We start from the raw sequence: 14,461 nt of genomic DNA, 5'->3' as shown, positions 1-14,461 counted from the left end.
CAGCTGCCGGGCCGTGTCTGTAACCTTGAGGCTGGGCGCCGGTGGCGCCTGCACTCTGGATCGTCCGCTGGGCGGACGAAAGGCTCAGTACAGGCGGGTACGACGCGAAGTGTCGCGCGAGAGACGACGCAGGTGACGCTTCACCGCGGCGGCACGCTTGCGCTTGCGCTCCTGGGTCGGCTTTTCATAGAACTCGCGCTTGCGGGTCTCGGCCAGAACGCCGGCCTTTTCGCAGGTGCGCTTGAACCGACGCAGGGCAAGCTCGAACGGCTCGTTCTCGCGAACTTTTACGCTGGGCATGGAAACTCCGAATGGTAAACTAGCCCGTCTGATCGGGCGAGCCGCGAAGTATAGCGTGGACACGAAGCAATTTTCAAAGCCCATTCTGGGCATCGAGACATCCTGCGACGAAACCGGCGTGGCCCTGCTGCGCTGGGAGCCGGCTGCGCCGGGCCGCGGGCTGCTTTCCCACGCGCTTTACAGCCAGATCAAGCTGCATGCCGACTACGGCGGTGTGGTGCCGGAGCTGGCCAGTCGCGACCACGTACGCAAGCTGCTGCCATTGGTGCGCGAGGCCCTGGCCGAAGCCGGCCTGACCCCGCAGGACCTGGGCGGCGTAGCTTACACCGCCGGCCCCGGTCTGGTCGGTGCCCTGCTGGTGGGGGCGGCGGCGGCACGGGCTATGGCCTGGGCGCTGGGGGTGCCAGCCATCGGTGTGCACCACATGGAGGGCCATCTGCTGGCCCCGTTGCTGGAAGATGACCCGCCCGAGCCGCCGTTCGTGGCCCTGCTGGTGTCCGGCGGCCATTCCATGCTGGTGGAAGTGAAGGGTGTCGGGCAGTACCGCATTCTGGGCGACACGCTGGACGATGCGGCCGGCGAGGCCTTCGACAAGACCGCCAAGATGATGGGCTTGCCATATCCAGGCGGCCCGGCGCTGGCCGCACTGGCACAGCAGGGCAGACCGGGTGTGTTCCGTTTCTCCCGGCCCATGACCGACCGGCCGGGGCTGGATTTCAGCTTTTCGGGCTTGAAGACCCAGGTGCTGCTGGCCTGGCAGCAGTCGGACAAGAGCGAGCAGACCCGCGCGGACATCGCACGCGGCTTCGAGGAAGCCATCGTCGACACCCTGGCGATCAAGTGTCGCCGCGCGCTGCAGGCCTCCGGCGCCAGGCGGCTAGTGATTGCCGGCGGCGTGGGCGCCAACAAGCGCCTGCGCGAGGAGCTGGCGGAGGCCGGGGCGAAGGAAGGCTTTCGCGTGTATTTCCCGCGACTGGAATTCTGCACCGACAACGGCGCGATGATCGCCCTGGCCGGCGCCATCCGCCTGGCCCATGGCCAGCATCAGGATGAAACGGTGCAGGTATTTCCGCGCTGGGATCTGGAAAGCCTGCCAGCCGCCGTGTAACGGCGCTTGCATCGGGGCGGCTTCTTGCCGACCCTAACCGCATGGATATCGTTTTCATCGAAGACCTGCGCATCGACACCGTCATCGGCATCTACGACTGGGAGCGGCGCGTGCGCCAGACCTTGTCGTTCGATATCGAGATGGCGTTCGACAACACCCGTCCCGCCGCGACGGACGACATCGCCGACACGCTCAACTACAAGGATGTGTCCAAGCGCCTGATCGATTACGTCGGCGCCTCCAGCTTCGGCCTGGTGGAGACGCTGGCGGAGCGCTGCGCCGCCATCATCCGCGAAGAATTCGGGGTGAGCTGGGTACGCCTGAAACTCTCCAAGCCCGGAGCAGTGCGTGGCTCCAAGGCGGTGGGAGTACGCATCGAACGCGGGCAGCGGCCGGACTGATGGCGCGCGCCTATTTGAGTCTCGGCTCCAATATCGAGCCGCAACGCTACCTGCGTGCCGCGCTGGATGAGTTGCGCGCGCGCTTTGGTGCGATCGTGGTGTCGCCGGCCTATCGCAGTAAATCGGTGGGGTTCGACGGGCCGGATTTCGTCAACCTCGCGGTGGGGCTGGATACCGATCTTTCGCCGGAAGCCTTGAACGACTGGCTGCATGCGCTGGAAGACCGCCATGGCCGCCGCCGCGATGTGCCTCGTTATGCGGACCGCACGCTCGACGTGGACATCGTGCTGTACGACGACCTGGTGCGGCAGGGCGCGGGGCATCTGGAGATCCCACGCAAGGAGCTGAAGCACGCCTTTGTGCTGCGTCCCATCGCCGACATCGCCCCGGAGCTGCGCCATCCCGTAAGCGGCGAACGCATGGCGGCGCTGTGGGCGGCGTTCCCGGCTGAGCACGAGCTGCTGACACCTGAGCCGCTCTGAACCTCGCACTATCGCCCATCACGCGCGGGTGCTAGAACACGCACCTCAATCACCACGGAATGAGGTAGGGGGCATGGCTGGGAAGTTCGCACGTAGTTGGAGTCTGATGAGGTCGAGCGCGGCGGTACTGCGTTCCGACAAGTCGCTGATGATGTTCCCGTTGCTGTCGGGTCTTTGCTGTCTGCTGGTGGCGGCAAGCTTTTTGATCCCGATCGGCATGGCGATGATGGGCGCGGAGCGCGCGGGCGTGGGTGAGCGCGGGCTTTCCGTCGGTGCCTATGCGGCGCTGTTCGTGTTTTATCTGGTGCAGTACTTCGTGATCATCTTCTTCAATACCGCGTTGGCTGGCGCGGCGCTGCAGCGGCTGCGTGGGGAGCCCACCAGTCTTGAGGCCGGTTTCGCGGTGGCGAAGTCGCGCGTGGTCAGCATCTTCGGCTACGCGCTGATCGCAGCCACGGTGGGTCTGGTGCTGCGTGCATTGCAGGAGCGCCTGGGGCTGATCGGTCGCCTGGTTGCCGGCTTCCTCGGCCTGGCCTGGACCGTGGCTACTTTCCTGGTGGTGCCGGTACTGGCCAGCCAGGACATCGGTCCGATGGACGCGGTGAAGCGCAGCGTGGAACTGCTCAAGCAGACCTGGGGCGAGAACCTGATCGGCAACGCCGGTCTCGGCGTGGTGTTCGGCATCGTTACCTTTGTCGCGGCATTGCTCGCCGTGGGCCTGGTCGTGGCAGCAGCGAGCATGCAATCGGCCGCCGTGTTGATTGCGGTCATCGCGGTGGTGGTGATCAGCTTCACGCTGCTCGCGTTGATCCAGGCTTCGCTGCAGGGCATCTATGCCGCTGCGCTGTATCAGTACGCGGAAGAAGGCAAGGTCGGCGGCGGTTTCGATCAGGCGCTGCTGGAGCGGGCGTTCCAGCCGAAGAGCTGAACTCAGCGGTGACACGATGAAAAAGGGCGGCAGCGATGCCGCCCTTTTTTTATACGGCGAGCGAGCGACCGCCGTCGATGCGGATGATCTGTCCGGTGACAAAGGGCGCGTCGCGTAGCAGCCACAGCACGGCGCCGGCGACATCGTGCGGCGAGCCAGCGCGTTGCAGCGGCGTGCGCGCGAGCATGGCTTGCTGATCGTCGTAGGGTTTGCCGTCGCTGGGCCACATCACAGCACCAGGTGCGATGCCGTTGACGCGGATGTCGGGGCCGAGATCGAGCGCGAGTGATCGTGTCATGGCGGCCAGCGCAGCTTTCGCCATGCAATAAACCGGGTGCCTGGCGAGCGGTAGTTCCGCGTAAATGTCGACTAGGTTGACGATGGCGCCGCGCGACTCGCGCAAGGCAGGCACGGCGGCCTGTGCCAGAAAGAATGGCGCCTGTGCATTGGAGGCGAACAGCTCGTTCCATTGTGCGGATGTCGCCGTGCCGATCGGTGTCGGGTAGAACGCGGACGCGTTGTTGACGAGTGCGTCGAGACGGCCGAATTGCGCGACAGTGGTATCGACCAGCGCTGGCAAGGCATCGAGATCGGCGAGCTCCGCCTGCAGCACCAGGGTGCTGTTCGAGCGTCGCTGCTCCAGTTCGGCAGCAAGCGCGCCGGCTTCGTCGACCGAGCGGCGGCAGTGCAGGGCGAGGTCATAGCCTGCCGCATGCAGCGTGCGTGCGATCTCCGCGCCCACCCGTTTGCCGGCGCCGGTAATCAGCGCGACCGGACGTTCCTGGTGTGAGTTCATGCGCGGCTCCTGCGTGCGTCGGATCAGCGCGCAGCTTGCCGCAAAGCGCCTGGGGCGTCATCCCGCAGGCGCACGCGAAGTGCAGCTATTTGGGCGGATGCTCGCGCTTGACCACTTTGCGCGCGACACGGCCGACAGTGTGCACCACGCCGCGCTTGGGGTGCTCCTTCGGCAGGACGGCTGTTGGAGCCTCATCGACTTCCGTATCGAAATCGCCGCCGAACATGGCGATCGCCGTACTCGCGACCTGTCCGGTGTCGTAGTACGCGTAGGCGCCGACGCCAAGCGCGCCCACTACCGGCAGCCAGCGCGACAGACCTTTGCCAACGGTGCGCTGGGTGACTTTCACGCCGATGCGTTTGGCGACGCGCTCGGCCACCGCGTAGGACATGCGCCGGAACAGCAGGCGATCGCCCATGCGCACCACCAGATCGCGAAACGCCTGCGCGGCGGTGTGACGGAACAGGCACCACAGCATCTGCTCGCGGCCCAGCGCGGGGTGTTTGCCGTAAGCGGCGGCGATATCGCTGACCATTTGTGCCTGGATTTTCCAGATGGCGATCAGCTCGGGCAGCACGGTAAGCCAGCCCAGCGGCCCCGGCGGCAGCGCCAGCGAGCCGGCGGTGAGCGCGGCGCGTTGTGCTGCGCGATTGGCCAGCTTGCGAGCCTCGGCCTCGGGATCGCTGCTGGTGTCCACCTTGCTGTGCGGGATCTGACTGACGAAATCCAGGATCGCCTGGGTGATGCGGCTGTGTTCGTCCGCACCGATCACGGCGGGAAGCTGCTTGTTGCCCTCGGTCATGCGGGAGCTCCTGACGGTCGCGCGCAAGGGAGTCTAGGTGGCTTTGATGAAAATATGGCGAGTGGGGGCTGGGGGAGAGCGGTATCGGTCAGGTTGGGGTGTTTGGACGTCCGCAGACGATTGTTTTCGCAAGATTATGCGACGCAGAGGGTGACTTCTGGGGCAGGCGTTGAGCTTGGTTCAATGGCAATGTTATAACGTATCGAAAAACACAGCCCCCTTCCCGCCCGAGTCCCCGATGAAGCCCACTCTGCTTGCCTTCAGTCTTGCCGCCGCGTTGGCTGCCGTATCTGCGCATGCGACGGAACCCACCGCGCAAACCCCCGATACCGCCAGCCCTTCCGTGAAAGACGACGCTCCGGCGGATGCCGCGAGTGGCGCTACCCGCAACAAGCCAGCGAACAAGGTCCAGCAACTGGGCGCGATCGATGTGACGGCGGCGCTGGATCAGGCACGCAATGCACTGTCGCCGGATACCGGCAGCAGTCAGTACGTGATCGACCAGAAGGCGATCCAGGCCATGCCGCTGGGCGAATCGACGCGGCTGAACCAAGTGATCCTGCAGGCGCCGGGCGTCGTGCAGGATTCGTACGGCGGACTGCATGTGCGCGGTGATCACGCGAACCTGCAATACCGCATCAATGGCGTGATCATTCCCGAATCGATTTCCGGCTTCGGCCAATCGCTGGACGCGCGCACCATCAAGAACGTCAAGCTGCTCGACGGCGCGCTGCCGGCGCAGTACGGCCTGCGCACGGCGGCGGTGGTGGACATCACCACCAAGAGCGGTCATGACCTGGGCAACGGCGGCAGTGTCGGCATCACCGGCGGTTCGTTCGGCACGCTCAATCCCAATGCTTCGGTGTGGGGCAGCAGCGGCGCGTGGAGCGGTTTCTTCACGGCCAACTATCTTGAAAACGATGTCGGTATCGAGAACCCGACCTCCAGCCGCAAGCCGATCCACGATCACACCAATCAGGTGAAGGCCTTCGGCGACATCTCGTACCTGATCAACAACGAGACCCGATTGAGTTTTCTGTTCGGTGTCAGCAACAACCGCTTCCAGGTGCCGAACAATCCGAACCAGACGCCGCAGTTCGGTTATCTCGACACGGTCGACTTCGACTCGGCCAAGCTCAACGAACAGCAGCGGGAAAAGACGCGCTTCGGTGTGCTTGCACTGCAAGGCAAGCTGGGCAGCACGGACTATCAGGTGTCGGTGGGGCAGCGCTACACCAGCGTGAATTTCCAGCCGGACTTTATCGGCGACCTGATGTTCAAGGGTGTCGCTTCCGACGTCACGCGCACCAATCGGGCCAGCACGCTGCAGGCGGATTTCGCCACGCCGATCGGCGACAACAACACCTTGCGCTACGGCGTCTACGGCAGCTTCGAGCACGCCAGCAGCGGCAACAACGCCTGGGTCTTTCCGGTGGATGCCAACGGCAACCAGGCCAGCACCACGCCGTTCAACATCATCGACAACAACCGCCTGACTGCGAAAACCTGGTCTGCCTATGTGCAGGACGAATGGAGCATCGGCGAGAAGTGGACGGTGAACTACGGCGTGCGCGGCGACAAGTACACGCTGGCGCGCACCGAGAGCCAGCTGAGTCCGCGCCTGGGTGTGGTTTATCAGGCCACGGACAGCACGACAGTGCATGCCGGCTACTCGCGCTACTTCACGCCGCCGGCGACGGAGATGGTTACCATCTCCAATATCGCCAAGTTCGATGGCACCACTAACGCCGTGTCCAATCCGGGCAACGCCACGCCGCTGTCGGAGCGCTCGGACTATTTCGACGCTGGCATCGCGCAGAACGTTACCCCCGCACTGACCCTCGGTCTGGATACCTACTACCGCAAGGTGACTCGTCTGCAGGACGAGGGGCAGTTCGGCGCTGCGCTGGTGTACTCCACCTTCAACTATGCGCGTGGCCATATCGGTGGCGTCGAGTTCACTGCGAACTACGATGAGGGTCCGATCTCCGCCTACTTCAATTTTGCCTACAACCGTTCGATGGGCAAGAAAGTCCTCACCAGCCAGTACAACTTCTCGGTCGACGATCTCGCCTATATCGACAACAACTACATCCACCTCGACCACGACCAGAGGTACACCTCGTCGGGTGGCATCAGCTATGCCATCGACGGTGCCACCAAGGTGGGCGCGAACTATCTCTACGGCAGCGGCCTGCGCCGTGGCGGCGCCGTGCCGAACGGCGACTCGATGCCGGACTACTTCCAGCTCAACCTGAGCCTGTCGCACGACTTCAACTTCGACAGCGTGGGCACGCTGCATACGCAATTGGCGGTCATCAACGCGCTGGATCGTACCTACCAGCTGCGCGACGGCACCGGCATCGGTGTGGGTGCGCCGCAGTTCGGGCCGCGGCGCGGGTTGTATCTGAGTCTGCAGAAGGACTTTTGACCGGCCAGCCCCTCTCTCCGCCGAGGGAGTGAAGGGCCGCTTCGGCTATCCTTGGCGGGATGAATCCAAGCAAGTCATCCCGTCTGCCTGCCCCGGGTGCCGAAGAGCGCGAGCACTCCGACCGTCTATTGCAGCGCCTGCGCGAAGAGATCGCCTCACACGGGCCGATGCCGTTCTCGCAATACATGGAGCGTTGCCTCTATATGCCGGGGCTGGGCTACTACAGCGCGGGCGCGACCAAGTTCGGCGAGGCTGGCGATTTCGTCACCGCGCCCGAACTGGGGCCATTGTTCGCCCGCTGCGTGGCGAAGGTCGTAGAGCCGGTATTGGAAATGCTCGGCGAGACGGCCGATTTCCTGGAGCTGGGCGGCGGCAGCGGAGCGTTCGCGGAAGCCGTGCTGTTGGCACTGCATGCGGAGAACGCCGCGCCACACCGTTACTTGATCCTTGAGCCGAGTGCGGACCTGCGTGAGCGCCAGCACGAACGCCTGGCTGCCGCTTTACCTCCCGCGCTGTTCGCAGGTGTGCAATGGCTGGATCGCCCGCCGGAAGAAGACTGGCAAGGCGTGCTGTTCGCCAATGAAGTGATCGACGCCTTGCCGACGACACGATTTTCCATGCGCGACGGCGAGGTCTATGAGGAATACGTAGCGCTCGATGGCGAGGGACGCCTGATGCGCACGGATCGTCCGGCCGACGCGCTGGTTTCCGGTGCGGTACGTCACGTCGAGCGCGATATAGAGACCGAATTCGCGGATAGCTATCGCTCCGAGATCCTGCCGCAATTGCCCTACTGGATGCAGGCGGTGGCCGCATCGCTCACAAGCGGCATCATGCTTTTCATTGACTACGGTTACGTGCGGCGCGAGTTCTACCAGCCCGGCCGTACCGACGGCACGCTGATGGCGCACTACCGCCACCATGCACACAACGATCCGCTATATCTGCCCGGTCTCAACGACCTTACGGCGTCCGTGGATTTCACTGCACTGGCCGAAGCCGGTAACCAGGCCGGCTTTGGTGTCGCCGCCTATCTGCCGCAGGCGCATTTCCTGATCGCCGCCGGCCTGCAAGAGGTGTTCGAGCAGGCCTACACCGAGACCGATGACGAAGCGACGCGCTACCGGCTATCGCAGCAGGTGAAGCGTCTTACCCTGCCGGATCAGATGGGCGAGCGTTTCCAGGCCATGGTGTTTGCACGTGGCATGGATATGGTGCCGTTGCCGGCTGACCTGTTGGCGGCGGATCAGGGTGAGCGGCTATAGGCGAGCCGCATCTCGCCGGTAGCGTTGCCAGGTTTCCGCCACCATCGCCCAGGGGTGGAAGCGAAATTCCAGCGTGTGCTGACCTGCCGGAACGCACACTGCCCGGAACATACCGTTGGCACGATGAATCGGTAGTGGTGCGCCGTCGACCTGTGCATGCCAGCCTGGAAAATCGAGTTCACTTACCACCAGCCAGCCAGGGCCCTCTTCAGAGCGTGTCCGAACCGTCAGTGATGTTGGCGTGGTGGTGGCGTCCTGCAGCTGCAGGCGCTGGTTGCAGCTGGATGACTGAGCTTCCGCAAGTTGGCGATCTTGTGCGTCACGAGGAGTCAGCCAGAACGTCTGGTTGAAGTCGGTTGAGGCGAACACCTCCGGTGATGGTGGTGCCTCGGATGTGCGCATTTCAACGGGCGTCAGGAGGCGCGGATAGGCACGGCTATTCCGCCAGACCTCACCGTGGCGTCCAGTGAAGACGCGCTCGTAGCCGGTGGATGGCATCCATAAGGCCGACTTGAGGGTGGTGTCCCGCACGAGGTACTCGGCTCCAAGCAATGCGCTCATCGCGCTACCTGGCGCTGTGTTGTAGAGAGTAACGGGCCAGGCCTGATTGCTGCTTTCGCGCGCGCCATACCACTGCTCGTAGAGCGCATAGCGCAGCGGATTGTAGCCTTGGGTGGAATGCAGGCCGCGAAGCGCAACCAGGTTGTCCCAATACGGACGGGTGTCCACCGGTTCGACGCGGGGAGGCAGCAGCCTGCCGGCGGCGCGGGTCTGATCTGTGATGAATGCGGCTGCATCGTCCCGCATCCATGCACGGACGCTATCGGGAGCTTGATTGAACACGCCGTTGAGATTGAAGCACCGGTAGTCGACCACCAGCAGTGCCAATAACCATGTGGCCCGACCCGCGTTGGTAATGCCGGAGCGCCGAACCCGCCACAACGCAATTATGGCAAACAGTGAAGCTGCCAGAGTGGCTGTCTGCCAGCGCGCATGCGCGTCGCGCATAGCGAAGCTGGCGAGCAGTAACCACGCGGCGGCAACCATCAGCAGCCACGTGAGGTGACACCGCGATTCCAGCTTGAAGTGTGAGGCGGATAGGCCGACAACGATCGCGAAAGAAAAATTGAGCAGGTAGGCCCCGTCCGAGGGGCGTCTGAATTGCTTGATCCCCGGCAACCATGAGTACAGCCATCCATAGAAAGGCGTGTTTACGCCAAGCATGTACAAGATGGCGATCAATCCCACGACGCCAAAGAACAGCATCTGCCGACGTTGTTGCGGTTGTCGCCAAGCCAGTCCACATCCTGCGAGCAGCAGCATGGGCATGACGCCAATGTAGAGATAAGCCTCAACTAGAGAGGTCGGCCCTGCATAGGTGCCACGCAATGCATGCAGTGCATTGGGGTTGAGCAACGTGAGGAAGGCGCGCAGATCCAGCGATGCTGGAGCCGCGGCGGCCAGCGGCAGTTCCGCACGATTCGACAGGACGGTGAACGCGAGGCTCAGGACAAGCTGCGGTAGTCCTACGGCAAGCGCAAGCAGGAGCGCGAGGCCCATGCCCGTGCACCATTGCCGGCGATCACGGGGGGTGTAGTAACGCCAATGTGCCACGGTTGCCGCCGCACCGTACGCCGCAAGCATGAGTGCCAGGAGATAGGTGAGCTGCACTAGCTGTGTAAGCATGGCTCCCGCAGTCAATCCAAACACCAGGCCACGCTGCCATCGCGGCCGCGCTAGGAAATGGCGAAGCGCGAGCAGTACGACGGGCGCGTAACCGTAGGCCAGGACAATGGGTACATGCTCAAGGCGCGATGCAGCGACGCCACCGGCCATAAAGACCGTAGCGCCCATCAGGCCACCGAAGGGGTTGGCACCCATCTGACGCAACAGGGCCAGCACAGCAGCGCCGCCCATCAGGACATGCAGCAATACACCCCACGCAAACCAAGTGCTGCCCGGAGAGGAGGGCAGCATCATCCATGACATCAGCAGTGGCGAGAAAAGCATGCCCTGTGGATCGGCGATCTGCGGATAGCCGCCGTAGATGTGCGGATTCCACCAGGGCGCCAAACCGTGACGCAAGCTGTGCGCGTTGAAATAAACGGTGGGATAGAACTGATCGCTGGCATCCCATGGCAAGACCTTGATACCCGCCAGCACCGGCAGATTCAGAAGCAGCCATATCAGCAACAATGCGCCGAATAGGCGAGCGCCAGGACGTTGCCACCAGGTCATGAATATCCCTTTCTTGATGGGCGCGTCGCTACGCGCCCTCCTCGAAGGCGTGTAGCGACGTCCGGCGGTTTAGCGTGAGACAGGCGTAGCTTCAGCGGGATTCTGGCTGGTGTCCAGGAGCGGTTGCACCGGCGTGCTGTCCTCCTTGCGCCGCCCCAACTGCTGGTTCTTATACATATGCGCTGCCACCTGGTAATACGCAGTGGCCTGATCCACCAGCGACTGATCGACCGGGTGCACTGGGGTGCCGTCGCCGGTGTCGAAGTCGGGTTTCATCTGTTCCAGGCGGCGCTGCGGCTCGAGCACGGTGAGGATGTCGCCGTGCAGGTAGCCAAGTTTTTCGTAGGTGGCGGGGAAGGCGCGTTCGCGGCCGGGTTCGAGCTGGAACAGGTCGTAGCCGAAGAAGCGGCTGCGGTAGCTGAAGTTCAGCAGGCCGAGCACGGTGGGCACGATGTCGATCTGGCTCATCAGCCGGTGCACGCGCTGCGGCTGGATGTGCTTCGGCGCATAGATCCACAGCGGGATGTGGTAGCGGTTGATCGGCACGCTGGTGCGGCCCGCGCTGGAGGAGCAGTGGTCGGCGGTGATGACGAAGATGGTGTCGTCGAAATACGGCTTGCTGCGCGCGCGCTTGATGAAGTCGGCGATGGACCAGTCGGTGTAGGCCACGGCGGCTTCGCGCGTGCCGTTCTTCTGCGGCACGCGGTCGGCGGGCACGGTGAATGGGCGGTGGTTGGAGGTGGTCATCACGTGCAGGAAGAACGGCTTGCCTTCCGCGTAGCTGTTGTCCATCTGGTGCAGCGCGAGTGTGTACAGATCCTCGTCGGCCACACCCCACACGTTTTCGTGGTGGATGGGGTCGCTCTTGGCGATGTCGTTGCGGTCCACCGCGCGATAGCCGTTGTGGTTGAAGTAGTAGTTCATGTTGTCAAAGTAGCCGTAGCCACCATAGACAAAATCGGACTGATAGCCGCGGTCGTTGAACACCGTGGCTACTGAGAACAGGTTTTCGTTGTTGTGCGCCTTCACCAGCGAATCGCCCGGCGTCGGCGGGATCGACAGCGACAACGCCTCCAGGCCACGAACGGTGCGTGTGCCGTTGGCGTACAGGTTGTCGAAGAACAGGCTCTGGTCGACCAGTGCGTCGAGGTTGGGTGTGATGTCGCGCTTATCGCCAAAGGTCTTCATGAAATCGGCGGAGAGGCTTTCCACGCTGATCAGCACCACGTTGAGGTGTTTCTCCGGTCCGGCGTGGCGAATCTCGCGGGTAAGATCGCGCGGATCGTCGCTGACGAAGGTGGCCTCGGGCGTCTTGATCAGGGCGCGCACATCGCGGAACGCCCGTTCTTCCGGCAACGTGGTGTAGAAGCGCGAGTAGTCGAGATGACTGCTGCGGAAGGCGGCGAAGAATTCGTAGATGCCGTTACCGGAGAGTTCGTTGACGAAGACGTTGTCGGTGCGGTCTTTCAGCGTGCCTTTGAACGCAAAAGAGATCAGCACGGTCAGTACCAGCCAGGTCAGCACTACCTTGCCGCGCTGCAGGAAGCGGGTGCCGCTGTCGCGCACACACAGTCCCTTGCGGCTGAGTACCAGCACCACCAGCACGGCGAGGGCGAGCAGGCCCAGCCACGCGCCCAGCGGATACGACTCGCGGATATTGCCGATCACCTCGGTGGTGTAGACGAGATAGTCCACAGCGATGAAGTTGAAACGTGTGCCGAACTCGTTCCAGAACACCAGTTCGGAGACGGCGACGAACATCAGCCAGTACAGCAGCACCGCGCCCAGCCCATACAGCACCCACTGGCCAATGCGCGATACATAGGCGCGTTGCGGCATCAGCCACAGGAACAGCACCAGCGGCCAGGCCACGTAGATGAAGGTGACCAGGTCGTAACCCACGCCCACGCCGAAGGCATAGGCCCAATACAGCGGGTTATGCGGCACACCGCTGCCAGCCATGCCCAGGAGGACAAGGCGGGTAATGGCGCCGAGCAGCACGTAGACGATGCCGAGCCACCACAAAGGGCGAAAACGCTGGCGCAGCGGCGAAGCAGAAAGAGTAGTGGCTGACAAAGGAGGCTCCGGGCGCAAGATCATGAGAACGCCCGACTTTACCGAAAAGTGCCAGGCAGCCGCGTTTTATATAGCGGATTGGCTTAGCGGACGCTGGATTTGACCCCGGCAATGGCCGCTACGCGGGCTTTTTCCAGCGCGGCGCCCACTTCCGGCCCCTGCAGTCCCTGGGCCACGAAGGCCGCGGCGCCGATCCCCGCTGCCGCCGCACGGGCCGCGCGCAGATAGTCAGCCTGGGGATAGTTGTCGTTCTCGTGACCCAGGCGGCCACGCTTGTCCGCCTCGCAGGCGGCCAGGAATACATCCAGCCGCTCGGGGCGGCGCAATGCATCCAGCGCGCTCAGCAGGCGCAGCACAGTTGCCGGCTTCAGTTCGAGGGCGCGGTGCGCGTTGAGGTGTTCGCGGCACACCTGTTCGGCCAGCGCCGCGTAGTCGGTGGGCACGCGCAGCCGCGCTGACAGTTGGCGCAACGGTGCGATGCCGGCCTGTTCGTGGCCGATATGCCGCGGCAGGACATCGGCTGGCGTCAGCGCCTTGCCGAGATCATGGGTGAGCGCGCAGAAGCCGACGAGGTCGTTGCCGGGCGCGATGCGCGCGGCCATGTCGAGCACCATCTCCAGGTGGATGCCGGTGTCGATTTCGGGGTGGAATTCTGCGCGTTGCGGCACGCCATACAGGGCGTCGATTTCAGGAAACAGCACCGCCAATGCGCCGCTTTCGCGCAGCACCTGCAGGAAAGCCGAGGGACGCGGTTCGGCGAGTGCCTTGCGGGTTTCCTGCCATACGCGCTCCGGCACCAGATGATCCACTTCGCCATCGCGCACCATCTTCTGCATCAGGGCCATGGTTTCGTCGGCAACGTTAAAGCCGAGAGGTGCGAAGCGGGCGGCGAAACGTGCCACGCGCAGCAGGCGCACCGGGTCTTCGACGAAGGCCGAAGAAACATGCCGCAGCACGCGTTGCTCGATATCGCGCACGCCGTGGAAAGGGTCCGCCAATACGCCGTGCTCGTCTTCGGCGATGGCGTTGATGGTGAGGTCGCGCCGGGCCAGATCCTGTTCCAGCGTCACCGAGGGGTCGGCCTGGAAGGCGAAGCCGTGGTAGCCGCGGCCGGTTTTGCGCTCGGTGCGGGCGAGTGCGTATTCCTCATTGGTCTGTGGGTGCAGGAAGACGGGGAAGTCTTTGCCCACGGGTTTGTAGCCAAGTGCGAGGAGGTCGTCGGGCGTGGCGCCGACGACGACGTGGTCGTGGTCGACGACGGGGCGGCGGAGCAGTTTGTCGCGGACTGCGCCGCCGACTAGGTAGGTACGCATGAGGGGATTCTGCCACGTTGCTTTGCTCCCTCTCCTCTTGTGAGAGGGCTGGGGTGAGGGTTTGGCTCTTGCGATATCCCTACCTACTCGTCATCCCTGCGCAGGCAGGGATCCAGAGTGGTGCGCTCCGATTGTCATGTCTGCGTGCCCTGGCTCGCCTGCGGCGGGCTTTCGAACCGCTGCCGCGGTCCGAGTCACTTTCTCTTTGCTGGCCCAAAGAGAAAGTAACCAAAGAGAAATGGCCTGAAGAGCAAGCGGCGGGCTTTGTAGCTACGCCTTTTCCAGTGTCAGACGTCGGGATAGTTTTCTTCGGGGCCTGAT

The 14,461-nt window shown here is 63.5% G+C and carries 12 protein-coding genes; 6 read left to right on the top strand and 6 right to left on the bottom strand.

The features are described from left to right. Positions 1–84: 84 nt before the first annotated feature. A complete protein-coding gene (gene rpsU, locus BM338_RS03620) occupies positions 85–300 on the bottom strand; it encodes a 30S ribosomal protein S21 (protein ID WP_014404075.1) in 216 nt (71 codons plus the stop codon). 55 nt (positions 301–355) lie between these two features. Here rpsU and tsaD point away from each other — a divergent pair, with 55 nt between their 5' ends. From tsaD to BM338_RS03600, 4 genes are all read left to right on the top strand, one after another. Further along, complete coding sequence (gene tsaD / locus BM338_RS03615; RefSeq protein ID WP_177229214.1) at positions 356–1,408, top strand: tRNA (adenosine(37)-N6)-threonylcarbamoyltransferase complex transferase subunit TsaD; 1,053 nt, start codon at positions 356–358, stop codon at positions 1,406–1,408. Positions 1,409–1,449: 41 nt separating this feature from the next. Then, positions 1,450–1,809, top strand: coding sequence for a dihydroneopterin aldolase (folB, locus tag BM338_RS03610; protein WP_090449452.1), 360 nt, complete (start codon positions 1,450–1,452; stop codon positions 1,807–1,809). Next, on the top strand, positions 1,809–2,291 hold the full coding sequence (gene folK, locus BM338_RS03605; protein WP_090449451.1) for a 2-amino-4-hydroxy-6-hydroxymethyldihydropteridine diphosphokinase: 483 nt from the start codon (positions 1,809–1,811) through the stop codon (positions 2,289–2,291). The genes folB and folK overlap by 1 nt, the downstream gene beginning before the upstream one ends. 106 nt (positions 2,292–2,397) lie before the next feature. Continuing rightward, positions 2,398–3,219 carry a DUF6159 family protein gene (locus BM338_RS03600; RefSeq protein WP_255367177.1) on the top strand — a complete coding sequence of 274 codons (822 nt, stop codon included), beginning with the start codon at positions 2,398–2,400 and terminating at the stop codon, positions 3,217–3,219. Positions 3,220–3,268: 49 nt separating this feature from the next. On the opposite strand, the gene BM338_RS03595 is transcribed toward BM338_RS03600, so the two are convergent. After that, complete coding sequence (locus BM338_RS03595; protein WP_090449449.1) at positions 3,269–4,015, bottom strand: pteridine reductase; 747 nt, start codon at positions 4,013–4,015, stop codon at positions 3,269–3,271. Between the two features lie 85 nt (positions 4,016–4,100). Beyond that, entirely contained in the window at positions 4,101–4,817 is a 717-nt protein-coding gene (locus BM338_RS03590; protein WP_255367176.1) for an EcsC family protein, read from the bottom strand. Positions 4,818–5,055: 238 nt separating this feature from the next. On the opposite strand from BM338_RS03590, the gene BM338_RS03585 reads away from it, so the two are divergent. Both BM338_RS03585 and BM338_RS03580 read left to right on the top strand, forming a co-directional pair. Further along, positions 5,056–7,248 carry a TonB-dependent receptor gene (locus BM338_RS03585; protein ID WP_090449448.1) on the top strand — a complete coding sequence of 731 codons (2,193 nt, stop codon included), beginning with the start codon at positions 5,056–5,058 and terminating at the stop codon, positions 7,246–7,248. 59 nt (positions 7,249–7,307) lie between these two features. Further along, on the top strand, positions 7,308–8,513 hold the full coding sequence (locus tag BM338_RS03580; protein WP_090449447.1) for a class I SAM-dependent methyltransferase: 1,206 nt from the start codon (positions 7,308–7,310) through the stop codon (positions 8,511–8,513). Here the strand turns inward: BM338_RS03580 and BM338_RS03575 are convergent. The 3 genes from BM338_RS03575 to BM338_RS03565 form a co-directional block, all read right to left on the bottom strand. Then, positions 8,508–10,751, bottom strand: coding sequence for a YfhO family protein (locus tag BM338_RS03575; RefSeq protein WP_090449446.1), 2,244 nt, complete (start codon positions 10,749–10,751; stop codon positions 8,508–8,510). The two genes, BM338_RS03580 and BM338_RS03575, sit on opposite strands and share 6 nt — an antisense overlap. A 69-nt stretch (positions 10,752–10,820) precedes the next feature. Further along, positions 10,821–12,851, bottom strand: coding sequence for an LTA synthase family protein (locus tag BM338_RS03570; RefSeq protein WP_090449445.1), 2,031 nt, complete (start codon positions 12,849–12,851; stop codon positions 10,821–10,823). Between the two features lie 59 nt (positions 12,852–12,910). Beyond that, on the bottom strand, positions 12,911–14,140 hold the full coding sequence (locus BM338_RS03565; RefSeq protein WP_090449444.1) for a multifunctional CCA addition/repair protein: 1,230 nt from the start codon (positions 14,138–14,140) through the stop codon (positions 12,911–12,913). Between the last annotated feature and the right edge of the window lie 321 nt (positions 14,141–14,461).

Origin of the sequence: Dyella sp. OK004 (genome assembly GCF_900114495.1) — a bacterium.
Taxonomy (GTDB): Bacteria; Pseudomonadota; Gammaproteobacteria; order Xanthomonadales; family Rhodanobacteraceae; genus Dyella_D.
Note: the sequence above shows the minus strand (reverse complement) of the source record. Positions and strands in the feature narration are given on the sequence as shown.